The sequence below is a fragment of the Sphingomonas fuzhouensis genome (assembly GCF_034659795.1).
GTDB classification, from domain to species: domain Bacteria; phylum Pseudomonadota; class Alphaproteobacteria; order Sphingomonadales; family Sphingomonadaceae; genus Sphingomonas; species Sphingomonas fuzhouensis.
Genome location: NZ_JAXSQY010000009.1, coordinates 67,288 through 91,700, shown reverse-complemented (window position 1 = coordinate 91,700; position 24,413 = coordinate 67,288). Strand labels below are relative to the sequence as shown.

Here is a 24,413-nt window from a genome sequence, read left to right as displayed (position 1 = left end):
ATGAAAAACCTCAGTTCGAGCTGACGAATGCGTCGGAGAAAAAGCGTCGGGGCGGCAGGCCCAGCCCAAGAAGAGCTTCACGGGCGGATGCGATCATGCTCTGCGAGCCACAGGCATAAACCACTGTGTCCTCTACATCGACACCCGCTGCGATTGCCGCATCCTGAACATAGCCGCGCCTGCCTGGCCACGCCGCCTGACGGTCGGACAGCAGATGGTGGACACCGATATCGAGCCCCAGGCCGACCGGGTCCCAGCAAAAGCTTTCGGCGGCCCGATTGCCCCAGAATACGCTGATCCGATGACGGGCGGCGCGCGCCGGGTCCGCCGCCAGTTCCTCCAGCAGCGCCTTGACGGGCGCGATCCCCGTGCCCGTCGCCAGGAACAGGATGTTGGTCGGGGCCTCGTCGCGCAGGAAGAAGGTGCCGAACGGGCCTTCGATACGGACCAGGTCGTTGGGTTTTGCGCGTTCGAACCAGTAATCGCTCAGGCGCCCACCGGGATAACGCTTGACGATCAGTTCGAGCAGCGCGTCCTCACGGGGCGCGTTGGCCAGCGAATAGCTGCGCCGGACACCGTCTGCGAGGACGTCGATATACTGGCCCGGCAGGAATCGCATCGGCGAGGCGGGCGGCGTCTTGAGAATAATCCTGACGATGTCCGGCGCGAGGCGATCAATCGTAACGACCCGGCTGGGCATCGTGCGAATCTCGAGCCCCGCAACACGATCAAGCGGCTCGATATCCAGGCTGACATCGTTGGTAGCAGACCGACAACAGGTGAGGATCAGTCCTTGTGCCACTTCATCGTCCGTGAGGCTTTCCTCCTCCGAGCGGAGGATGCGCGTCTCGCCTTTCAGAACGAGCGATTTGCAGATACCGCAACGCCCGGTCCGGCAGCTATACTCGAGCGCGACGCCAGCAGCGCGAGCTGAATCAAGGATAGACGTCGCGGAATCCGCGTCAAAGGAACGTCCATTGCTAAGGCTTATGATAGGCATGGGCGCTACGCTGATACTTGTTTATGCGTACTAGTCCAGCATCTAAAGCGACGAGCGCTGCCCTATTCGCGGTTGGTAGGCATTGACACGGGTTGCCAAAGCCGAGCAAGGGCTTTTTTCGAAAGTGAGGCCGTGCATGATTGGCTTTTCCGTCTTGCTCGAGGGATGTGTTGGTTGATATGTCGGTGTCGACTGCGAATGTCGCGCCTTTTAAAATCGTCTCTACAGGATGGACAGATTAATCGCTTTCACCCTGCCTTTTTGCCTAAATGTGCCGGAATAACCTTGGCCGAGATTGACTTAAGCAAGGCGGTAGGCGCCCATCGCCAGAACGACCACATTCCTAATTCATCAACAACCTAACGGATCATCGGGGGACCCGACGTGAATCAGTACGAAAAGCGGATGCAGGCCATCCTTGAAGAAGGTAAGGCGAAGTACGGCATTCTCGCGGTCAAGGCAGAGTTCGAAGCCGAAGGAACGCGGGTCGACGAGCTGCTGCGGCTGCTTGAGATTGCCCGGCGGGCAGGCGTTAAGGTCGCGATCAAGATCGGTGGATGCGAGGCTATTCGCGATCTGATCGAATGCCGTGTATATGGCGTCGACTATATTATCGCCCCCATGGTCGAAACTCCTTACGCGCTCAGCAAATATGTCGCCGCCAAGGACAAGGTCTATCCGCGCGACGAGCAGGCCGACGTCAGCTTCCTGTTCAACGTCGAAACCTATCAGACGTATGAGCAGCTCGACGCTCTGGCCAAGGTTGCCCAGGAAGGTCGGGTCGGCATGGTGTTCGGCCGCGTCGATTTCGCCGGTTCGATGGGTCACAGCCGTGATTTCGTGAATTCCGACGAGATGCGCGGCTACGTCGCCAAGGTCGGCGAAGCGGCGCGTGACGCGGGTGTCGAACTGGTCGTCGGTGGCGCCGTCAGCCCGGATTCGATCCCGTTCCTGGCGCATGTCCATACGAGCCGCCTCGACCGCTTCGAGACCCGCAAGGTCATCTTCGACGGTGCCATCGCCAATACGCCCGATGCGGCGCGCGCGGGCATGGAACTGGCCATTGAGTTCGAACTGCTGTGGCTCAAGAACAAGCGCGATTACTATCAGGCGATCGCAGCCGAGGACGAGGCACGCATCACCATGATGGAAAAGCGTCAGCAGACCACGATCAAGGCGGCTGCCTGATCCCATGGCCAAGATGCGCGTTGCCGACCTGATCGCCCGCCTTTTGGTGGAGCATGGCGTTACCGACGTTTTCATGCTCACCGGCGGGGGGGCCATGCATCTCAACGATGCGCTGGGCCGGGCGGAAGGCTTGAAGAAGGTCTTTGTCCATCACGAGCAGGCGGCATCGATCGCAGCGGAAAGCTATGCCCGGTTGTCCGGGCGCCCCGCAGCGGTCAATGTCACCACCGGACCGGGTGGAGTCAATGCGCTGAACGGCGTCTATGGCGCTTATGTGGACTCGGTCCCGATGATCGTCGTGTCGGGGCAGGTGAAGCGTGAAACCTGCGCTTTCAACTATCCGCTGCCGCTCCGCCAGTTGGGCGATCAGGAAGTCGACATTGTCGGGATGGTTCGCGGGATCACCAAATACGCCGTGGTTCTCGACGATCCGCTCGATGCGCGGCGTGTGGTCGAGAAGGCTATCCACCTCACACGGCGCGGGCGGCCGGGGCCGGTCTGGATCGACGTACCGATCGACGTGCAGGCGGCGCCGGTCGATTTCGACACGCTCGCTCCCTATGATCCGGCAAGCGACGACGATGCGCATGAGGCCGAGAACACTCGTGCGGAGCTTGGCGCCCTGACGGGTTCGGCCCTTGATCAAGAGGTCGCCGCGACGCTGACCGAGCTATGTGCGGCGGAGCGGCCAGTGGTTCTGGCTGGTGCTGGCGTGCGCCTGTCCGGACAGCATCAGGCATTCCTCGCTTTCGTCGAGCGGCTGGGTGTGCCCGTGGTCACCGGCTGGAACGCGCACGACGCGATCCCCAACACCCATCCGCTTTATGTCGGGCGCCCAGGATCGGTCGGCGATCGTGGCGGCAATTTCGCCGTCCAGACGGCGGATTATGTACTGGTGTTGGGTTCGCGGCTCAACATTCGCCAGATCAGTTACAATTGGAAGAGTTTCGCGCGCAACGCTCGGGTCGCCATGGTCGATATCGATCGGACCGAACTGGAAAAGCCGACCTTGTCGCTGCACCGCGCGATCCATGCCGATCTGGTCGACTTCTTCGCTTCTGCAGCTCAGGCGACGCTGCCCTCGGACGATCGGCACGAGGCGCGGGCCGACTTCCTGAAGCGCAGTGTCGAGCGTGCGGCGCGTTATCCGGTCGTCCTGCCCGAATATCGATCGGTGGAAAGCCCGATCAATCCTTATGTCTTCGGCGAAGCATTGTTTGCCGAACTGGAGGAGGGCGATATCATCGTGTCCGGCGACGGCACGGCCTGCGTCACGATCTTCCAGGCGGCCTATCTCAAGCCCGGCCAGCGGCTTTATACCAACTCCGGCTGCGCCTCTATGGGCTATGACCTGCCAGCTGCGATCGGTGCCTATTATGCGGGCGGCGGGCGGCGGATCGTCTGTCTGGCCGGAGACGGCAGCATCATGATGAACCTGCAGGAACTGCAGACTATCGTTGGTCAGAAGCTGCCGGTGAAGGTGTTCGTCCTCAACAATGACGGCTACCACTCGATCCGCCAGTCCCAGCAGAACCACTTTCCAGACAACATCGTCGGCTGCGGTCCTGATAGCGGGCTGAGCTTCCCCGAATTCGCGCGGCTTGCGGAAGGGTTTGGGTTGCCCGCTTCGAAGGTGGATAGCCATGCGGGGCTTCCCGCGGCGATCCGCGCGACGCTGAACAGCGACGGACCCCAGCTGTGCGAAGTCATGATCGACAAGCGGCAGGAATTCGCACCCAAGCTCAGTTCGCGTCGTCTGGAGGACGGCACCATGGTTTCGCCGACCCTGGAAGACCTGTCCCCCTTCCTGCCGCGCGAGGAACTGGCGGAGGCCATGGCACCGTGCGCGACCAACGACTGAGTCCGGTCGGTTCGGATAGCCCGTCGATCAGCCATGTCATCTTCGATCTGGACGGCACGCTGGTCGACAGCTGTGCCGTCTGCATCGATATCCTGTCCGAAATCATCACCGAACGTGGTTCGGTACAGTCGATCGATCCGATCGGAGCACGGACCTATATGAGCCGTGGCGGCCTCGATATGGTGTCGGGCTTGCTGGGCGATGCCTGCGGCGATCCCGCTGAAGATCTGGCTGAATTTCGGGCGCGGTATCAGGTGCGTCAGACGCCGGTCGAAACATTGTTTCCTGGCGTATCGGATGGCTTGGCGCGATTGCGGGATGCAGGGCTGACCCTGTCGATCTGTTCGAACAAGCCGCAGATCCTTTGCGAAAAGGTGCTTGAGGATACGGGGCTGGCCCACCATTTCACCGTTGTGATCGGTGGACAGCACGGCATGCGCCCAAAGCCTGCGCCGGATTTGCTTCATGCCGTGCTGAGCCACGTGGACCATCCGCCCGAAGCGTGTCTGTTCGTTGGCGACAGTGAACTGGACCACGCCGTCGCCGTCGCAGCGAACATACCGTTTCACTTCATGACATATGGTTATGCCGAACCTGGCTGGGCGCCGGAGCAAGGTGTCGCCTTCCACTGTTTTCAAACCATGGTGAACGCTATCCTGGCGTGCACATCGACCTCGACCCATGCTTGAGGCTTCCATCGGCCATGACTTGGTCGCCAGTGATCGCCACATCGCCATAACCGGCGCAAGTGGTTGGATCGGACTGGCGACGCTTGATCTGCTGGAGCGAACGCTTGGATCCGATTTTTCGTCACGGGTGAGCTGCTACGGCTCGGCCGCCCGCCTTCTCGATCTGGGGGCGGGGAGGACGGTGCAACAACACGCCTTGACCGATCTGGAGACGCTGGAAGCGAAGCGGATATCGGTCCTTCATTTCGCCTTCCAGACGAAGGACCGGGCGGAAGTGATGAGCGAAGCGGATTACCGCGGCGCCAACCGCGCCATCGCCGATACCGTGCTGGCTGCGCTGGATAAGATCGGCGCGGAGCGCGTATTCGTAGCTTCATCGGGTGCCGCGACCAAGGTCAATGACCCGACCGCCAGTCCGGCGATGCGCCTATACGGGCAGTTGAAGTGCGACGACGAAAACCGTTTTGCGGACTGGGCGGATTTGCGTGCTAGGCGTGCGGTCATAGGGCGGATCTTCAATATCACTGGTCCTTACATCAACAAGCATCAGGCCTATGCAATGGCCAGCTTTATCCTCGATGCCCTAGCTGGCCGGCCGATCACGGTAAAAGCGCCGCGCGAAGTCATCCGTAGCTATGTCGCCATCCGCGAACTGATGGCTTTAATATGGGCGTTGCTCGGCGAGTCAACGGACGGGGTAGCCCGGTTCGATAGCGGAGGTGAGGCGCTGGAGCTTGGTGAAGTCGCCATGATCGTTGATCAGACACTGGGCGGCAACGGCGTCATGCGGGCCACAATTACTGACTCTGTTGCCGATCGTTATATTGGAAACGGAGCGCATTATGCACAGCTTCTGTCCAAGCATTGTATTGCATCCGTGTCTCTTGGTCAGCAGATCAGTGAGACGGCATCTTATATTCGTCAGCAACTATAATAGTTCGGCAAAAGACGAATGCACAGAATTTGTCATAAAATATCACGGAATGTAATTCCGTATTTCAAAGATTGACATGTAAATAGAATCATTGGTTTTTCGATGCTCTAGTGAGCGTCTTTTTTATTTTGAAAGAGCGCTGGTATGACTATGTTAGCGATCCAAAGCCAGCGACCTGATATTTCGGTCGTGATCCCTTGTTACAATGAAGAAGACAATGTACAGGCGATCTGCGCTGCGGTGATCGCACAGCTCGAACCGCTTGGTATGTCGTTCGACGTCATCTTCATTGACAATGATTCAACGGATCGCACTGTTGACCTCGTCCGGGGTCTGTGCGCTGCCGATTCTCGAGTCCGACTGATCGTCAATACCCGCAATTACGGACAGATGCGCTCACCGACCCATGGTATCTATCAGGCGCGGGGGCGCGCGGTCATCGGCATGTGCGCCGATTTTCAGGACCCGCCGGAGTTATTGCCGGAATTCGTACGCCGTTGGCAATCGGGAGTGGATATCGTTCTAGCCCTGCGCAAGTCGGAGACCAAGAACGGGCCAGTCCTGCGCATGATGCGAGGTTTATCCTATTGGCTGGCACGGAATTTCGGCGACTATCCCATCTTGCCTGATGCCACCGGCTTTGGCCTGTACGATGCACGAGTCGTGCACGCGACGCGTCTTCTGTCGGAACCCGAACCATTTTTTCGCGGTATGCTGGTTGAAACTGGCTACAAGCTAGAAACCATTGCCTTTTTGCGCCCACCCCGTGCTGGTGGCAAGTCGAAGAACAATTTTTTTGCTCTGCTCGATTTTGCCATGTCTGCGCTGGCGGGATCATCCAAGCGCCTTTTACGTGTGCCACTGTATATCGGCGTCTTTGGCGCGTTGATGACGTTGGTCATGCTGCTGGGGGGGGCCCTGGCCTTTTTCCTCGACAAGCCGATCGCCGGATGGTTCATCGCAGCGATCGTACAGGCTGAACTGGCGCTGCTGTTCGGTTTCCTGGGCCTTCTTGGCGACAATGTCCGCATCATTTCCGAACGAACGCGTGGCACACCTTTGGTTTTGGAGCGTGAGCGTGTCAACTTCCCGTCGGATTATTGATATGCACTTTTCACGCGAACGTTTTCGCGAATTGTGGCGCTATTATCAGGCCGGTGTAGTCAACACGATTTTTGGCTTAGGGGCGTATTCGGCACTTGTATGGGTCGGACTTGGTATATTCGTCGCTCAATTCATCGCCCATACCATGGGCGTCGCGTTCAACTACCTTACGTATAGTCGCCATGTATTCCGCGATGCGAACCCATCACCGGGCCGGTTCCTGCTGTCTTATGTGGTCAATTATCTGATCGGTCTGATCACGTTGGCGCTAGTATCACGCTTCATCGTTTCTCCTTATGGCGCGGGGATTGTGTCTGCTGGCATCGTGTCGGTGGTCAACTATTTTATCCTGAAGCGTTTTGTATTTCTGACTGAAACGACTTAATCCCTTTCGACCAGCAGGGATACGGCATAGAACTACGCTGGCTTTTCGATGACGCCGATGGTCGGCAATGCTAATCCGATGATGGTGCAGATTTTAATATCGGCCACATCCGCGTGCGTCGGCGGTTTCTACCGCTGGTACGAAACTGTTCGGCCATGACGGTCCCTGGACCGTACATGGCCCATATCCGCAAATCTTTTGGCTTTTTAGCGCTGTCCGTACGATTGGCTAGTGATACCGGGCGGTTTGATCTTCAACCAATGGCACGGCAGGACGAGAGGCCATGCTGGTTATGAAAGGCCGACGTTGAAGCAGGACATTTCACGCCGCGCGCTGTTGCCCGTCGCGACTGGTATCGGATGGGGAGCAGTCGGGCTATTCGCTGGTAGCGCGCCCGCACAAACAAACCCGCAACCGCTGACGGACACGCCTCCCACCGTACTGACGCCTGGCGTCCACCGCGTTGACACCAATCTAACGATCCGTGGCGACCTTATGGTCCCGTCTGGCACGACGATCGAGATCGCGGCAGGCCGGACCCTTACCCTTCTGGGCAGCTTCATGGCACCGGTCGCTCATATCTTCACCGGGGCTGGCAAGGTGGATCTCAATCGCAGCAGAATGGTCGAAGCCCATCCCGAGTGGTGGGGCGCGGCCCCGGGCGATAGCAGACAGGATAGCTTGTCAGCGCTGACAGCGTGCTTAGCCGCGCATCCTGTCATGCGACTGCTCGCAGCGGACTACTTCATATCGGCAACGCTGGCGGTGGAACGCTCCTTCTGCCGGATCATCGGTAGCGGTTTCCGGGGAACGGAACAGGGGCAGGGAACGCGCCTGATCGTGACGGGGGGACGTGCCGACGTTTTACGCGTCGGGCCAGCCAGTCGCCCGAAGATGGTCAATGATTTCCTCCAGAATATTGACATTCGCGGCATTGCGCTGGCGCGCTCAGTCGCACCCGATACCAGCGGGGGGGCTCAGCCAGCGGGTCTGCGGGCACAGTTCCTATTGTTTGGGCGTATTGACGACGTCAGCGCTGCCGAGCATGCGGTTGGCTTTGTAGCGCGTGGACTGGTCCGAACGACTTTTACAAACTGTATCGCTTTTCGTTCCGTGCCGGGGCGACAAGACAACCAATATTGGCGTGGCTTTTTGCTGGATGGGTCCGCCGACATTGGCTTGGCAGGCGGCAATGCTTCGTTATCACTCATCGAGTGCAATGCATCGATTGGGGGAGAACCCAAGGTCGAGGATGGGGTAGGGTTGTTGCTCGACGGTGCTTTTGCCGACAGTTTCGTCCTCGGCTTCGAGACGACGGGCATCGCCACCGGCATCCGTGTGGATGGCCGCGCCGATGCCCTTGCGACGCGCGGCCGTAACGGTCATGTCAATCTTCACCTGACGATGCCCATCATCGATCAATGCGGGACGATAGGGATCGAAATCCGCAATACCTCCACCCATGCGATGATCGACATCACCGAACCCTACGTCGCCGTTGCCCCTTCCGCCGATGCGGCCATGCGGTTCGATCGGATGCGAGGCGCGGTAACTCTGACAGGTGGCCAATGTGTCGGCAACATGAATATGGCTGCAAAGGGCGATGCTGCAGGGCTGGAAGCCTTAGACAGTCATGGCTTGCAAGTGACGGGGCTTAAGATTTTGGAGCATTCGCGTCCAGTTGTTGTGACGAGATGCGAGGGCTTGTCACTCCGTTTGCTTATTGCGAATCCCTCCTCGCGGCCAGGGGGTGATGCCATCAGCGTCAGCAACTGCACCGCCGGAACGATTGCTCCCCTAATTTCGGGACAGGATGGTGCGTTTGCCACAGGCGTACGATTCGTTGGACGGTCGGCGCAGATGCACGTCGATGCCAGCGGAATAATGCCAGCCGCACTTGAAGGAAATCGCCAGCGCGTCATGAACGGCGATCGGGCGCTTTCGCTACCATCCCGTGAAGCATACATCACGGTCGACGGTATCTAATGAACGCCTTGGGTAGCCGCCATGGCTGGTATCTTTGTGCCATATTGATGGCGGCACTGATGATGCGACTGGCCACGATCGGGTTCGGCTTGCCCGCACTCAACGATCCCGACGAACTGATGTTCGAGATGGGGGCGATCCGGATGCTGACGGGACCGACGCTCAATCCAGGCTGGTTCGGTCATCCGGCAACGACCACCATGTATCTGCTCGCCGTCATCAACATAATGGTTTTTGCCAGTGGTTGGTTGAGTGGCCTGTTTGCATCTCCCGACGGCTTCACGAAGGCCGTCTATACCGATCCTAGCTGGATTATTCTGCCCGGCCGGATCGCGATGATGTTTTTCGGAATCGCGACGATCTGGCTCACCGCACGGTTGGCAGCGCGTCTGTTCGGCGACCGCACAGGCGTGATTGCAGCATTGCTCTTGGCGTTCAATCCGGTTCACATAGCATGGTCGCAAATTATCCGGTCCGACATGATGGCTTGCGTCTTCATGCTGATGTGCCTGGGAAGCGCCATGGACATCGCTGAACAAGGGCGCTGGCGCGATTATGTTCGTGCGGCCTTGTGGCTGGGTCTGGCGATCGCGACCAAATGGCCCTTTGCCTTGTCGGCCATCGGCATCGCATCTGGAACATGGCTCGCCATCCGTTCGGGTGTGCTGGGTAGGCGACAGGGAATGATCCGATTAGCCACAACGGGGTTGATGGCTATCGGTTTCCTGTTCGTGATCTCGCCCTACCTGCTGCTCGCCTATCCCACCGTCATCAATAATCTACGGGGTGAGGGACAGGCCCATCATCTGGGCGCTACTGGGGGTGGGTTCCTGGCGAACCTGTGGTGGTACGTCCGGGTGCCACTGGTGTCCGGTTTCAGCATAGTCGGCCTAGGACTGCTCCTATTAGGCTGGCTACGTCTGCCGCGCCAGCGCCAGGCTTTTGCGATGCTGGCACCAATGGCCATCGGTTTCATGATCGTTCTGTGTAGCCAAAGGCTGATCTGGGAACGGTGGGCCTTACCACTGATCATGATCGGTGCCATGGTTGCGGCGCACGGGCTGACGATCCTGACCGCGTGGTTGCGTCAGCGCATCGGCATGAATCGGGCGCGTCTCGCATCCGCTGGGCTATTAGGTTTGGCCTTGGCAATATCAGGCCAACGGGCCTGGGCTGATGGGAACGCCCGAACCCACGACACGCGCCAAATTGCGGCGGCATGGTCGCGCAGCCACATCCCGCCCGGCAGTACCGTATTGGTCGAGCACTTCGCTTTTGATCTGCTGGATCAGCCATGGCACTTTCTGTTCCCGATGGGGAATGCAGGGTGCGTCGATGCTGTCGCGATGCTGCACGGACGCATTCGCTACGCGACGATCGAACGCGCAAGACGTGGCCGTTCAAATGTCGACTATGGGACTGTCTCATCCCATATGCGCGCTACCTGCAGTGCCGATTTCGCCATTCTGACCCAGGCCGACCGCTACCACGCCGAGCGTGCTGTATTCCCCCGCGAAGACGAGGCTTATCGAAGTCTAGAGCAACATGGGCGCGTGGTGGCAACGTTCCGGCCGCTGTGGGGCAAAATCGGGGGGCCAACGATAACGATAATCGATCTCAGACAAGAACGGTAAAGAGACAGCGTTTTTTAGCAAAGGTGATCAAATATTCGATCCAGTTCGTGCATTTGGCGTCTTCCCTGTTTTTTCATCCAAGCTGAGTGAGAGTTTTTCGACCCTTTGAAGCCTGCGGGCAACGAACTGGGACATGAAGAAGCCGAGGTATACGGACGAGCAGATTGTGTTTGCGCTGAAGTAGGCAGAGACGGGCACGCCGGTGGCGGAGGTCATCCGCCGGATGGGTGCGTCGGAGCAGACATTTTACCGCTGGAAGAAGGTGTATGGCGGGCTGGGCGTCGGCGAGCTGCGGCGGGTCAAGCAACTCGAGGACGAGAACCGCAAACTAAAGCAGCTCGTCGCGGACCTGAGCCTGGACAAGCATATCCTGCAGGATGTCCTGGCAAAAAAGCTCTGACGCCTGGGCGACGGCGCGAGATCGTCGCGCACGTCCAGGCATCCCACGGCGTAAGCGAGCGGCGCTGCGGCTGCGCATTCATGATCTGGCGGCAGCACGGGTGCGCTATGGCTATTTTCGGATTTACATCCTGCTGCGCAGGGAGCGCTGGCTGGTGAACCACAAGCGGTTTTACCGGCTGTATCGGGAGGATGAATTGAGCCTTCGGTTCAAGCGTCCTCGTCGAGGGCGTCAGCGCGGCGGTGACGCGCATCGCGTCAGTGCGTGTTGCGCCGAAGACCATTCGGGTCGACAACGGTCCGGAGTTCATCTCGAAGGCGCTCGACCGGTGGGCGTATGAGAACGGCGTCACGCTTGATTTCTTGCGGCCGGGCAAGCCGACCGACAACGCCTTCGTCGAGAGCTTCGACGGCCGGCTTCGCGACGAGTGCCTGAACGAGCACCTGTTCCCCTCGCTGGCTGCGGCGAAACGGATCATCGAGGCATGGCGGATGGACTACAACACCGTGCGTCCGCACAGCAGCCTCGGCGGCATGTCACCCGCCGAGTTCACCAACCGCCCCCGCCAAGGGCATGATGACCCCGAAGCTAACTCATCAGCGGCTTGAAAATAGGGAGCAGGTCACCGGTTAGATGCCAGTTTCCTCGGCTCGCGATTCTGGCTAACAAGCCATTGTTTGATCCGGCTCAGCATCGCCTCCCTCTGCGCTTCGATGAGGGCTGGGCTGCATTAACGCCGTACGGGAGCCGATAGCTAGTGAAGCCTGTATTTTTCCTTTTGACGACATGCGGCATTTCGCCATGCCTGCTTGCAACCGTTGCGCTGACAGTGCCGATCGAAGCAGCCGCTCAGGCTGGCGATCAGCAGGATCGCGCAGTGCAGCAGCTTTCGCAGGATCAGGCTAACTCAAGTCGCTTAGCCGCGGCGAGCCAGAACCGGGCCGCCGAATCCGCTCGTTATGTACCTGATCAAATCAGCGTTTCAACAGGGCGTGGCGAGACCAACTCTACGAGAGATGACAGGCCCGATACTAATGACGTATCAAGAGAGCAGGTGGTTACTCGTCGGCCTTCGCCGCCAAGCGAGTTCGAACAGTTCGCGTCGGATATCGTTGACGCACCGTTACGACGTTTCGGCAGTAACCTACTGATACCGACGGCGCGTGATTTTACGGCACCACCGACCACCACCGTTCCGCCAGATTACAAGATCAATCCTGGCGATGAGTTGGCCATTGGCCTGACGGGTTCGATCCAATCGAGTGACATGCTGCTCACCGTAGACAGCAATGGCCGCATCTTCGTGCCTCGCGTGGGTGCGATTTCGGTTGGTGGGGTGCGCTATGGCGACCTCCAGCAGGTGATAGCGGGTCAGGTTTCGCGGCAGTACCGCGACTTTCGGGTTTCGGTGTCAACCGCGAGGTTGCATGGAATCACTGTCTACGTCACCGGTTTCGCACAAGCGCCAGGCTCCTACTCGGTCAGTAGCCTTTCTACGCTGGTAAACGCCGTATTGGCTGCAGGTGGCCCCTCTGCTGGAGGTAGTTTCCGCTCGATCCAGTTGCGCCGCGGTGGGCAATTGATTGCCGATTTCGACCTCTACGATCTTTTGCTGAAGGGCGACAAGCGAGCCGACGCTGTACTCGAAAACGGCGATGTCCTCTACATCGCCCCCGTCGGTGCCCAGGTTGCGGTCATCGGCAGCGTGAACAATCAGTCGATCTTCGAGACACGAGCGACCGATACGCTCGCGGATGTTCTGCTCTATGCGGGCGGCGTCAATACGGTTGCTGACGATAAGCGGCTGCTTTTGCTCGACCCTCTCAAGCCCGATAGCGGCTGGCAGCAGCTGAGCGTGCAGGACATGAGCGAGACGGTGGCGCGCCGTGCCCAAGTGATCCGTGTACTGTCAGCTATCGGCATCGCTCGACCACTGATGCAGCAGCCGGTCCTCGTCACGGTGAACGGCGAAGTTACCAAACCGGGCCGATATTATGTTCAGCCCGGTACCTCGTTGGGCGAGGTGGTCGCGCTGGCGGGCGGGCTGACACCGCAATCCTATGCATTTGGTACCGTATTCACGCGCGAACGTTTGCGCATCCAGCAACGTGTGAGCTTCGAACGCGCCCTGACGGATGCCTCCGTGACATTGACGGCAGAGGCGTTGACGTCAGCTTTGCGTCCGAGCACTGACGCCGTCCAGCGGGCGACGGCACTGAACGGAATCATCGCGGAACTCAGGCAGCGCAAGCCCGATGGGCGACTGGTGCTTGACGTAGCGCCTGATGCCTCTCAGCTCCCGGCTAACGTAACGTTGGAGAACAACGATACCCTCTATATCCCGCCTGTGCCTGTTGCAGTGGGCGTTTTCGGTTCGGTCCCTAGCCCTGCGAACTTTCGCTTCACTCCTGGACACAGAATCCGCGATTATATTGAGCAGGCGGGCGGCGTGCAGAAGATTGGTGATCGCCGTCACGTGTTCGTCATACGGGCAAATGGTAGCGTGATCGAACAAGGTCAGGGTGCCCTAAAGGCGTATGCTCTTCCGGGCGATCTCATTTTTGTGCCGATTAATGGATCGCGCGGCGAAACTTGGGCAAAATTGCGTGAAGTCACGCAGGGCTTGCTCACTACGGGGCTGACAGCAGCTACCATTGCCACGGTGTCAAAGTGACCGCTGTGGCTCGCTGGGTTCTGGAACCGCGCCGACGCCGGATTGGCTATATCGCGATCGCACTCGTGCTTGCCGTACTGTGTGTCGTGCCGCGGCCATGGGTCGCACGCGCTAAACTGCTGCCACAGGATGCCAATAGTGCAGGTCTAGGGCAGGTGCTCAATTCGCTTGGTGGCCAGCTTGCGACTTTTGCAAACCTGTTTTCAGGGGGGAAGCCACCTAACGACCTCTACGTCGTCATCGGGCGTAGCATGGCGGTCACGGATCGCGTGATCAATTCGTTGCAGCTTGTCGGTCCGGATCGACAATATGCCACGGTACGCGATGCGCGTATCGCTCTTGCCAAGGAGGTTGACATTCACCTGCTGCTTGGCGGTGTATTGGAAGTAGAGACGCGCACATACGACGCCGATACGTCGATGCGCATTACAAAGGCCTATGTGGATGCGATTAGCGATCGTATCGCGGCGCTGACTCGCAATACGATCGCTCACAAGAGTAAGATCGTGCACCAGCGCTTCCGTGAAGCAGGTGAGCGCGTCGTAAGGGCAGAGCAAGCACTGGATGCGTTCCGGCGTGCGAACCGTCTCGCCTCTCCGGAACAGGAATTAGGTAGTGCTATCGCTTTGAGGGCCTCGCTTCAGGCTCAGCTCGCCGCCAAACAGGTAGAGCTTCGATCCATCGAACAGGTTGCAGGTCCCGAGAACCCGCAGCTCGCCGCAGTGCGTGCGCAGGTTGCAGCGTTGCAGGGGCAAGTTGCCAGTACCGGTCGACCCACGAGCGGCGCTGGCGGACCTAATGTTGCAGGATTGGGAGCTGTGACCAGCCGCTACCTCGATCTCTACCGTGACTATCGCTTTGCCGAAGCGCTGTATGAGGTTTATGCTCGAGCGACCGAACAGGTAGAGGTCGAAAACCTTTCGGCAGAAAGCGCTAACTACATTCAGATCATCGAGCCTGTGAATGTTGATGCTGAGCGTCATTATAATGTGTCAGCGGTGGCGTTGCTTATTCTGATAATTTTGATGGCAGTTTTCACTGAGCTTTATGCGCCACTTACTGGTTTGGAATGGCAGCATGTCCTCGGTCGTGAGCATATCGACAACGGAAAAGATGGTTGACAAGCCAAAATTTTCACTGATCCAACTATGTTGGATCATGATGACGTCCGCTGTAGGTTTTATGGGGGCCTTGCTACTCAGAATTTTGGCTGCGCATCCTATTATAAAACATGTATTTGGTGTGTTTGATACGCGGTATCGGGTTCTCACCGAGCGGAGGCATCACGTGCAGTCAACGACAGGAGGATGTATCTATTTATTGATAAGCAAAGCCGCCTCGTCACAGCGTGATTACATTGACCTAGCCGAGTTTTCCTAAGTGATGCCTCTGCGCATGCCCGGCGAGTCCCGCCGACGTATTCCCGAACTGTGTTTGATGCTGTTGGTACTCGCAGGGTTGGTTTGGTGCATCAATTATTTTTCGGTGCATGGACGGCTTCCGCAACCCTTTGTTTTCGATCCCAATGACACATTCATGGATTGGTTCAACACCGCTTACTGGGCCCACCACCGCGGTGCTTTTGACGTGTGGAAGACGGTTTATCCTCCACTATCATTCGTATTTCTCAAGCTAGCTGGCGATCCCTCCTGTTACGTCAGCGATGCTTTTGCTGCGCGCGACTGTGACGTTTACGGGCGTATTGCCATCCTGGCCTGCTGGGCGATTGGTAGCGCGGTAGCGACCTACGCTTTTTGGAAGGCGGATCCACGTACGGCGTTGTTCCGGGGCGTTGGTTTTACTTTCGGACTACCGTGGTTATTTACGCTAGAGCGTGGCAATCTCATCCTTGTTTGCTTCATTTTCTTTGTGATTGCATTCGGCGGGATTGCCCGGTCGCGTTGGACTCGCGCGGTAGCAAGTGCTTTTTTGATTAATTTCAAGCCATACTTGCTCGTGCCTGTTATTACTACTGCAATAGGTCGCCGGTGGCGTGACTTGGAATTAGCTGGTTTTGCGACACTGGGTCTCTATCTGCTCACTGTAGCGTTGCTTGGTGACGGTACCCTGGGGCAACTCATCGCTGGCGCCGCAGCCTTTATCAAGCTCACCGGAAACCAAGTTTGGGAAAGCGTCTTCTACTCGACAAGCTATGCGCCATTTCTAGGCTTTGATACATATCGCTTTCCAACGCGCGACTTCCTACCGTCACGTACAGTCGACCTGATCATGACGACTATTCCAATCATCATAAATGCAAGCCGGATCATAGGGCTCATCACCATAGTGGGGAGTTTTCTGCAGCCGAACGTCGTCAGTGAACGGCGGATAGCCCTGATTCTTTTGGGCACCTATCTTATCGGCTCGTCTCCGGGTGGTTATACTGCAACTTTTATCGTATTTTTAGTATTCTTGGAGCCATGGCGTCGTCCGGGGCCAATTGTCGCGATTTTTGCTGCTTATCTATCCTGCGTCCCCTATGATAGCGTACTTTCGACATTCATCGAAATATCCAGTCCGGCTTGGCTCTCGCAACGCCCAGTCACGGAAGAAATCGGCATCTCACTTGGAATTTTCCTCCGCCCAGGGTTAATGTGCTTTATGGTATGGGGGATAGCACTCGACAGCCTAGCGCAAATCATGGCGGCGCACCGCTTTCGACGGCCGACAATCGATCCTCATCCGCACGTTCTGCAGTCGTAGATAGAGGCAATGACCGGTAAAGCCTGAGCGGCCTCCCGGCACCTCCCAGTATTCGATGGCACGCAGGCCCCAGCTATAGAACGACGCCGACTGATGGTTTGACGCCCGAACTTCGCCGAAATGGTTGTTTGAGTTCGGTAGCCCTTTTTTTTGCCTGGGGTGGCATAGCTGTTGTACCCGAGGTGGCCAACCCCGGCATAGCCGCCCGGAGTCTGCCGGGCACCGGCCGGGCGAGGAGGTCATTTACGAGCCGGCGTCCATCTGCCGCTCTACCGCCAGGCCGAGATGATGGCGGCGCAACGGCTCGACATCGCCCGTTTGACGCTAGCGGGCTGAACCGGACAGGCTGCGGCACTCCTCGACCCCATCGTCAACCACATCCGTGACGAGGTTCTCAAGGCCGACAAAATCCGTGCAGCCCGGCAAATCATCCCTCCATCAACCGAAGCAAGTTCGTGCGCCAACGACCTGCGTCAACCCAGTGATGGCCATGGGCTACGACAAAGTCGAACCAATGCCAATCCGACGTTCATGGCCTGTAATGGCGGATCGAGATCATACCATATCAACTCGAGTGACCAGTTGCGGAAGCAGAACGCTTGAACAGGCGAGCTGTAAGTATCAGAATCTCGTTCGCAATAGGATGCCGCTTATATCGTAGCAATAGAAACCACCCAACGATACCCGAGACGATAGCGATTGCGATCAAAGGTAACGGAACATGGGGTGACCAGTTCCACCATCCCATTAACAGGATGGAAGGGGTAATTGCTACGGCTGTGAGTTGCAGGCTTTCTCGGTAGACACGGTCGACCTCGCCAGGCTCCGTTCCAGCCAAACGATCGATATGCGGTCGGTAAAGAATATAGCCCACAATAGCCTCGCCAATTCGCCCTATCGCAGCGGCAGCCAAGCCAAAAAGGCATCCTATAGAAAAAATTGCGGTTCCGATAATAGCCCGGGATACCTCAATCCATATTTGCCGCTTTGTTTCTTTGCGCAAAACGAACAACTCCCAGTTCATACCAAATCCAAGTACGATGAACTGCGCAATCATTAATAATGCCAAAGGAACAGCAGCAGGAAGCCACTTCACGCCATATAACATCAGAACCAATGGCCCTGCTAACGTGGCGATACCCAGCAGGATCGGCCACATGGCTCCCGTGATCATCCGCAACGCCCGGATGAAGGTTGCATGGAGCTCGCCCGTCTCGCGTAGATCCCGCGATAGCTGGACAAATATAACGCTGGTCGCCAAACCGTAGACATTGATAAAGATCAAAGTCGCCAGGCCCGATGCACGCGAATAAAGGCCCAGCGCAACTAATCCCAACATGTTGCCGATAATAATATCGGAACTACGTGCAGCCAGCTGTGCCACACCACTAATCGATAGCATCTGGATACCGAAGACCAATATCTCTCGAAAGCGGTGTAGGCCTGGACGGAAAATGAGATCACGGGGTCGGGCAGCCATATAGACGAGCGCGCAGACGAGATTCGCGATTACTGGCCCGACCGCAAGACCAGGCGCGCCTGCACTCCACCAAAGGCAGGTCAACGTTACGAAGGATGTGATAAGCGCACGCACTATGCTGATCATAGAAATTGTAGAATAGCGCATTTCCCGCATGCACAATGCTGCAGGTACGAACTCAAGCGCGGAGAACAAAGGCCCGGCTGCCATGATTAGGAATACGGCTGATATCTCGTTATGCTGCCGCACCAACAGGCTGAACAGGCCGGCGCATAGCAGGCATAGCGCTAGAAGACTGCTCAAGGCCAGATTGACCGTAAAGGCAGACCTGACGGTTTGCGTGTCGATTGTCTTTTCTCGGACGAGAAAAGCCTGCGTGCCGAAGGCAAGAAAAACACTCAGTACACCTGATATTGCCAGTGCAAGAGCATAGATACCCATTTCGCGCGGTGAAATCAGGCGGGCAACGATGACCGATGTCGTGAAAGTGATTGCCAGTGTGATTAGCTGGCTGCCATATGACCAAAATAAGGAACGACGTACTGACATCTAGCTCGCTTTCCGCGACTCCCTTCGGGCGATGATCCGAGCATGTACTCGTCGTGGCACAACGGCGAACAAAGCCAGAGTCCGCAGCGCCATGAAGTGTAACGAGGCCTTCCAACCCCTTCCGTCTGAGGAAGATCGATAATCAGATAAGACCGTTTTCCGCAATTCGGGCCAGTAAATGAATGGCCAAGCGCTCATGGCACCGAAGCGGGGCAGCGGTTCCACCCCGCGATGGTCGAGATCTGCCTGGATCATTGATACGAGCGATGGAGCATGGGACGCAACGACCGTCTTCCACTTGATTGTATCTACCACACGCATACGGTTAAGTCGTAGCAATTCGACTTTAAGGAAGGGAACGCCATTATCTATAATTTCCCTCCAAAGTAGATGGGCCGGATTATAAGGATAGCGTCGGGCAATTCCCTGTCGTTCGTCAAATGAAAAGGCAGAATGATAACGCAATCCAGAGGCAACTAGCCTCTGGCTTAAGCCAATCTCATACTTCGTGACGAGCGACAACTTGTCAGGTAAGTCGGGCATCGGAGTACACATCAAGGCAGAAAAGGCTGATGATTGATATGCCTCTGGACGTAATAATAAAAACCAGCTTTGCAGGTGCGGGGCAATTTCAAGTGACTCGACGGCGCCATAAAAATCAGCGTCATGGGTCAACAACTGATCTATAAAAGAAGATAGATCGGTCAGTGGCCCGTAAACGCTGTCATTGGCGAGAAGAAGAAGTTGCGCTTTAATAGGAAAGAAGCGCATGCAGGCTTCGATCCACCCGCCAAAATCCATTCCCGTATTTTCACGCAGGATGACTTCGGCACCTACTGTCCGCAAATCGTTCAACGCATCAGATGTGAGTTTCGCCGTCGACAACACCACGGTGACAAAGCCCGCGTCTTGCAACGCCCGTAGATAATGAAGCGTATGCTCAGCGACCCACCCGTCCTGATGATAATGCGCGAACAGGCACAGCCGAGCCGTATCACGAATCCGACGCTCGTCGATTGCGGGAATGGAAACAGATGCTGTCACCATCTTCTAGAGCCGCGGAAAGTCAGCCAGCGACGCCAAGACGGGAGCGAAGGATGTCGGCCAATCGCGGTTCAGACGAGCCGAGGCATACGCTGCTTTACGGGTGGCGTCATCGGCTACACGAGCGATACCGTGGCGCAATCCATCTAACAATGCATCGGTATCAAGCGGTCTGTACAAGATATTGTCGCTGTAATGCGCAGCTTTTCCTTTGGGACCAAAGGCGTTGGTTACAACCACCGCGCCACTTGCCGCAAGGTCGAGCGGCGGATAGCTCGGATGGGGAGTGTACATCAGCGAGAAACCGAGATCTGCCTTGCGGACAAGGGATGCATAGTCTGCCCAGGATAAGCCATTATGATACTGGATCGGCCGACCGGGAAAGACCACGTTCTGGATATTGATACCGAAGAAATGAACATCCCATTCGTCGACCGGAAACAGACCTGCGGCAAAGGCCTTGTCGAGTACGGTGATCCCCCGGAGGAACAGGTTTCGAGGATGATCGGGACGAGCATAGAAGACAAGATTACGCCGACCTTCATGGGCGTCAGGGTGGTAGATACTAGTCGGGAAAGCAGGCTCGAAGGCAATGCCGTGCCGTGCCGGACCAGCGGTATCGGTCGCCTGGAAGTGCGCCATCAACAAGTGGCTGTTGACTATATAGCGGATGCCAACATCGTTGAGTGCTTCGTCGCACAGCAACTGCTGATCGCCACCAGCATAGAACATTCGTTCGTCTTCCTGCAGCAGGTAGACGATCTGATGGGCGGGTACGGTCTGTCGCGCTGACCATGTTCCCCACCATGACGTAGTAAGAACCATGTCGTCCGGTCCCAGCGGGACACCGGGATCGCTCTCGGAACCATCCGAGAAAATCATGTCGATTTCCCCGTCATATGATAATCCCTGAAGTTCAAGCAGCGCACGAAGCGCCGTGTCGTTACAAGGGCGTTCGCGGGTTACGATACGCAGTGAACGCTGTTGGGCCTGTGCGATACTGACGGCGAGTAATACGGCGGTGCCGACACCTCCCATCAACTGGCCTGATGCGACACTGTCCGTAATTATCGTGACATGGTGATGGCCGGATTCAGGTCGAGTCTTCAGCGGACGCAGATTATGAAATGCCTGCTGCATCGACGCAGCGACCGATCGGGGCTGTGCCGCTTTCCAGCGTGCGACTTTTTGCCGCACTGCCCGGCGCCAGTGCGGTGGCGGGAATGCGGCAAGAGAATGCAGGTTGATCATAGTTGTACTGACCGCTCCTGCCGCTGCACCAATGCGGTTTCGATCATCTCAGCCAAGGACACCGCCGTGTACGTTCCGCCGGATCGGCATGCCAATCCTCAACGACCGTTTACCGCATTCAGAATTGCGCGACCGTAATTGGTCTTTTTGAACCGTTCTCCCGCAGCACGCGCCATGTCGGCATCGATAAAGCCCATTTCGAACGCGATCTCTTCGAGGCACGCGATCTGGATACCTTGGCGGTGTTGAAGCGTGCGGACAAACTCTCCGGCCTCCAGCAGACTGTCATGGGTGCCGGTGTCCAGCCATGCATAACCGCGGCCCATCTGTTCTACATACAGGTCGCCCGCCTCCATGTAGAGGCGGTTCAGGTCGGTAATCTCCAATTCGCCTCGTGCTGACGGCTTCAGGTCACGTGCCAGTTGCACAACGCGATTGTCGTAGAAATACAGGCCGGTGACGGCGTGATTCGACCTGGGCTGAACGGGCTTTTCTTCCAGGCTGATGGCCTTGCCGTCCGCGCCCAGTTCGACCACGCCGTAACGTTCCGGGTCATCGACGCGATAGCTGAACACCGTCGCGCCCTGTGCCCGCGCGACCGCACGTCCCAACAGGTCGGTGAGATGCGCGCCGAAGAAGATGTTGTCGCCCAGTACCAGCGCAACATTATCGTCACCGATAAAATCCGCGCCGATCGTGAACGCCTGCGCCAGCCCTTCGGGGCGTGGCTGCTCGGCATAGGAAATGGACAAGCCGATCGCGCTGCCGTCGCCGAACAGACGCTGGTAGTTGCCGAGATATTCGGGACTGGAAATGATGAGCACGTCCCGGATTCCCGCCAGCATCAACACCGACAGCGGATAATAGATCATCGGCTTGTCATAGACCGGCAGCAACTGCTTGTTGACGGCTAGCGTCGCCGGATGGAGCCGGGTGCCCGATCCACCTGCCAGGATGATACCCTTCACTTCTTGGCTCCAATCAGTTCGTCGAGGATGTCGCTCAGTGCGTCGTGCCACGCCCGGGGAGTAATACCATAAGCGCGTTCTATCGCGTCATGGTCTAGCAGCGAATTGGCGGGACGTCGCGCAGGCGTCGGGTACTCGGCGGTGGTGATCCCTTCCACCTTCGCGCTAGCACCGCCCCGCACGCCGGACTGGCGGAAGATTTCCTCCGCGAACCCTGCCCAAGTCGTCGCACCGGCATTGCTGAAATGGAAGGTGCCGGTCGGCGCATTGGCGTCGTCGGCCAGCCGTACCGCGATGCGCACCAGTATGTCGGCGAGGTCCGCTGCGCTGGTCGGACTGCCGTGCTGATCGGCGACGACGCGCAGGGTCTCGCGCTCCGCGCCGACGCGCAGCATCGTCTTCACAAAATTATGGCCATGGGCCGACACCACCCAGGCGGTGCGAACGATCGCATGGCGTGCGCCGCTGGTACGCACCGCCAGCTCACCGCCCAGCTTCGAAGCGCCATAGACGCCGAGGGGGGCGACCGGATCGTCGACACCCCAGGCGCCGTCACGGTCGCCGGGAAAGACATAGTCGGTCGACACCTGCACCAAGGGCACATTTGCCGTCGCACAGGCCGAAGCGAAGGCGGCGGGCGCCAGCGCATTGACCTGCCACGCCGCGACCTGATCATGCTCCGCCTTATCGACCGCAGTGTACGCCGCACCGTTGATGACGGCCGCCCAAGGCCGCTCCGCCACCTTTGCCGTGATCGCTGCGGGGTCGGTCAAGTCGAGCGTGCTACGGTCCAGTGCCACCACCCGCCAGCCTTCGGGCAAGTTCACGCGTTGCAGCTCACGTCCAAGCTGTCCGTTCGCACCGGTGACCAGTAATTCCCGCATCACGCGATCCCGCGCCGCTCGGATGCCTTCGCCGCGACCAGTGGCCGCCACCAATCCTCGTTATCGAGATACCAGGTCACCGTCTTCTCGATCCCGCTCTCGAACGTCTCCTGCGGGTGCCAGCCAAGTTCGTTGCCGATCCGCGCCGCATCGATCGCATAGCGCTTGTCATGGCCAGGGCGATCGGCGACCGAGGTGATCTGCTCGGCATAGCTCACCCCATCGGCACGCGGGCGCAGCCGGTCGAGGATCTTGCAGACGGTACGCACCACCTCGATATTCTGCTTCTCGTTATGGCCGCCGACATTGTAGGTTCGCCCTACCTGTCCACGCTCGAACACCGCCTGCAAGGCGCGGACATGATCCTCGACGAACAGCCAGTCGCGTACTTGGTCGCCCGCGCCGTACACCGGTAGCGGCTCGCCAGCGAGCGCCTTGACGATCATCAGCGGGATCAGCTTCTCGGGGAAGTGATAGGGTCCGTAATTATTCGAGCAATTGGTGATGAGAACCGGCAGCCCATAGGTATGGCCCCAAGCCGATACCAGATGGTCCGACCCCGCCTTCGACGCCGAATAGGGCGAGCGTGGGTCGTAGGGTGTCTCCTCGGTGAACAGCCCGGTCTCACCCAGCGACCCGTACACTTCGTCAGTCGAGATATGGTGGAAGCGGAACGCCGCCTTGCCCCCCTCGTCGAGCGACAGCCAGTAGCCACGCGCCTCGGCCAGCATGACATAGGTGCCGACGACATTGGTCTGCACGAACGCGCCTGGTCCGTCGATCGAGCGATCGACATGGCTCTCAGCCGCCAGGTGCGTGATGACGTCTGGGCGGAAATCCGCGATTGCGGCACGCACTGCCTCCGCGTCGCAGACGTCGCCCTGAACAAAGCGATAGCGGTTCGACGACGCGACGCGCTCGACCGTCGACAGCGTGCCCGCATAGGTCAACTTGTCGAAGTTTAGCACTTCATGCTCGGTATGTTCGATCAGGTGGCGGACCAAAGCCGAGCCGATGAACCCGGCCCCGCCGGTGACGAAGATGCGCATGTAATCGTTCCTCAGGCGAGCGGCGTCAGGGGACGGCCGTCATAAGCAAATGGACTGTCGAACTCGGCCAAGGTCGGCTGCACCTTGTCCTTCTCGCTTAGTTCGGGAGCGATGCCTGTCGGGATCGGCCAGTCGATGTCGACACTGTCCCACCGTATGCCGCCGTCATGCGCGGGGGCATAGGTGTCCGAGCATTTGTAGGTCACCTCGCACTCCGGCTCCAGCGTGACGAAACCGTGCGCGAAACCGATGGGAATGAAAAGTTGGTGCCCGTTCTCGGCGGATAGTTCTGCGCCGACCCACTGACCATAGGTAGGCGATCCCGCCCGGACATCGACCGCGACGTCGAAAATCCGTCCACGAATGCAGCGTACTAGCTTGTCCTGTCCGCGCGTCGGCGTCTGAAAATGCAGGCCGCGCAGCGTGAAGGCGGGCACGGACAGCGAATGATTGTCCTGTACGAAGGGGCAGTCGATGCCGAGCGTAGCGAAAGTCGGCACCGAATAGACTTCGGTGAACCAGCCGCGGGCATCGCCGAAACGGCGCGGGCGGATGAGCTGGACGGGGGAGGCTGCCATGCGCGCTCGATAGACAGGAAGAGGCGGCATGGCAATCCGCCACGACTTGGCG

19 protein-coding genes and 2 pseudogenes are annotated in these 24,413 nt (G+C 58.1%); 13 read left to right on the top strand and 8 right to left on the bottom strand.

The features are described from left to right. Positions 1–10: 10 nt before the first annotated feature. Positions 11–1,000 carry an FAD-binding oxidoreductase gene (locus U1H82_RS16825; protein WP_322966118.1) on the bottom strand — a complete coding sequence of 330 codons (990 nt, stop codon included), beginning with the start codon at positions 998–1,000 and terminating at the stop codon, positions 11–13. A 405-nt stretch (positions 1,001–1,405) separates the two neighbouring features. Here U1H82_RS16825 and U1H82_RS16820 point away from each other — a divergent pair, with 405 nt between their 5' ends. From U1H82_RS16820 to U1H82_RS18345, 13 genes and pseudogenes are all read left to right on the top strand, one after another. Then, positions 1,406–2,188: an aldolase/citrate lyase family protein gene (locus U1H82_RS16820; RefSeq protein WP_322966117.1), complete on the top strand. Its 783-nt coding sequence runs from the start codon at positions 1,406–1,408 to the stop codon at positions 2,186–2,188. Between the two features lie 4 nt (positions 2,189–2,192). Further along, positions 2,193–4,049: a thiamine pyrophosphate-binding protein gene (locus U1H82_RS16815; RefSeq protein ID WP_322966115.1), complete on the top strand. Its 1,857-nt coding sequence runs from the start codon at positions 2,193–2,195 to the stop codon at positions 4,047–4,049. Continuing rightward, on the top strand, positions 4,031–4,738 hold the full coding sequence (locus U1H82_RS16810) for an HAD family hydrolase (protein ID WP_322966113.1): 708 nt from the start codon (positions 4,031–4,033) through the stop codon (positions 4,736–4,738). The genes U1H82_RS16815 and U1H82_RS16810 overlap by 19 nt, the downstream gene beginning before the upstream one ends. Continuing rightward, on the top strand, positions 4,731–5,672 hold the full coding sequence (locus U1H82_RS16805) for an NAD-dependent epimerase/dehydratase family protein (RefSeq protein ID WP_322966112.1): 942 nt from the start codon (positions 4,731–4,733) through the stop codon (positions 5,670–5,672). Before U1H82_RS16810 ends, U1H82_RS16805 begins: the two co-directional genes overlap by 8 nt. A gap of 144 nt (positions 5,673–5,816) precedes the next feature. Beyond that, complete coding sequence (locus U1H82_RS16800; RefSeq protein ID WP_322966111.1) at positions 5,817–6,776, top strand: glycosyltransferase; 960 nt, start codon at positions 5,817–5,819, stop codon at positions 6,774–6,776. Beyond that, complete coding sequence (locus U1H82_RS16795) at positions 6,751–7,161, top strand: GtrA family protein (protein WP_322966110.1); 411 nt, start codon at positions 6,751–6,753, stop codon at positions 7,159–7,161. Before U1H82_RS16800 ends, U1H82_RS16795 begins: the two co-directional genes overlap by 26 nt. 306 nt (positions 7,162–7,467) lie before the next feature. Next, complete coding sequence (locus U1H82_RS16790) at positions 7,468–9,147, top strand: hypothetical protein (RefSeq protein WP_322966109.1); 1,680 nt, start codon at positions 7,468–7,470, stop codon at positions 9,145–9,147. Positions 9,148–9,206: 59 nt separating this feature from the next. After that, positions 9,207–10,781: an ArnT family glycosyltransferase gene (locus U1H82_RS16785; protein WP_322966108.1), complete on the top strand. Its 1,575-nt coding sequence runs from the start codon at positions 9,207–9,209 to the stop codon at positions 10,779–10,781. A gap of 133 nt (positions 10,782–10,914) precedes the next feature. Beyond that, positions 10,915–11,789 (top strand): annotated as a pseudogene (locus U1H82_RS16780) (integrase core domain-containing protein). 149 nt (positions 11,790–11,938) lie between these two features. Continuing rightward, a complete protein-coding gene (locus U1H82_RS16775; RefSeq protein ID WP_322966107.1) occupies positions 11,939–13,855 on the top strand; it encodes an SLBB domain-containing protein in 1,917 nt (638 codons plus the stop codon). Between the two features lie 5 nt (positions 13,856–13,860). After that, positions 13,861–14,976, top strand: coding sequence for a capsule biosynthesis protein (locus U1H82_RS16770; protein ID WP_322966106.1), 1,116 nt, complete (start codon positions 13,861–13,863; stop codon positions 14,974–14,976). 316 nt (positions 14,977–15,292) lie between these two features. After that, positions 15,293–16,558 (top strand): hypothetical protein, encoded by a 1,266-nt coding sequence (locus tag U1H82_RS16765; RefSeq protein ID WP_322966105.1) that lies wholly within the window; start codon positions 15,293–15,295, stop codon positions 16,556–16,558. A 258-nt stretch (positions 16,559–16,816) separates the two neighbouring features. Next, a pseudogene (locus U1H82_RS18345) lies at positions 16,817–16,993 on the top strand (IS66 family transposase); the annotation flags it as partial. Positions 16,994–17,123: 130 nt separating this feature from the next. Here U1H82_RS18345 and U1H82_RS16760 read toward each other — a convergent pair. The 7 genes from U1H82_RS16760 to rfbC all read right to left on the bottom strand — a co-directional run bounded on the left by U1H82_RS16760 (position 17,124) and on the right by rfbC (position 24,361). Beyond that, positions 17,124–18,587 carry an oligosaccharide flippase family protein gene (locus tag U1H82_RS16760; protein WP_322966104.1) on the bottom strand — a complete coding sequence of 488 codons (1,464 nt, stop codon included), beginning with the start codon at positions 18,585–18,587 and terminating at the stop codon, positions 17,124–17,126. Continuing rightward, a complete protein-coding gene (locus U1H82_RS16755; protein WP_322966103.1) occupies positions 18,588–19,634 on the bottom strand; it encodes a rhamnan synthesis F family protein in 1,047 nt (348 codons plus the stop codon). Between the two features lie 3 nt (positions 19,635–19,637). Then, the gene (locus U1H82_RS16750; protein ID WP_322966101.1) at positions 19,638–20,882 is read right to left on the bottom strand and encodes a rhamnosyltransferase WsaF family glycosyltransferase; all 1,245 of its coding nucleotides are present in this window, start codon (positions 20,880–20,882) and stop codon (positions 19,638–19,640) included. 98 nt (positions 20,883–20,980) lie between these two features. Continuing rightward, entirely contained in the window at positions 20,981–21,850 is an 870-nt protein-coding gene (gene rfbA / locus U1H82_RS16745; RefSeq protein WP_322966100.1) for a glucose-1-phosphate thymidylyltransferase RfbA, read from the bottom strand. Then, positions 21,847–22,734, bottom strand: coding sequence for a dTDP-4-dehydrorhamnose reductase (gene rfbD / locus U1H82_RS16740; protein ID WP_322966099.1), 888 nt, complete (start codon positions 22,732–22,734; stop codon positions 21,847–21,849). Before rfbD ends, rfbA begins: the two co-directional genes overlap by 4 nt. Further along, on the bottom strand, positions 22,734–23,783 hold the full coding sequence (rfbB, locus tag U1H82_RS16735) for a dTDP-glucose 4,6-dehydratase (RefSeq protein ID WP_322966098.1): 1,050 nt from the start codon (positions 23,781–23,783) through the stop codon (positions 22,734–22,736). The genes rfbD and rfbB overlap by 1 nt, the downstream gene beginning before the upstream one ends. A gap of 11 nt (positions 23,784–23,794) precedes the next feature. After that, positions 23,795–24,361 (bottom strand): dTDP-4-dehydrorhamnose 3,5-epimerase, encoded by a 567-nt coding sequence (rfbC, locus tag U1H82_RS16730; protein WP_322966096.1) that lies wholly within the window; start codon positions 24,359–24,361, stop codon positions 23,795–23,797. Between the last annotated feature and the right edge of the window lie 52 nt (positions 24,362–24,413).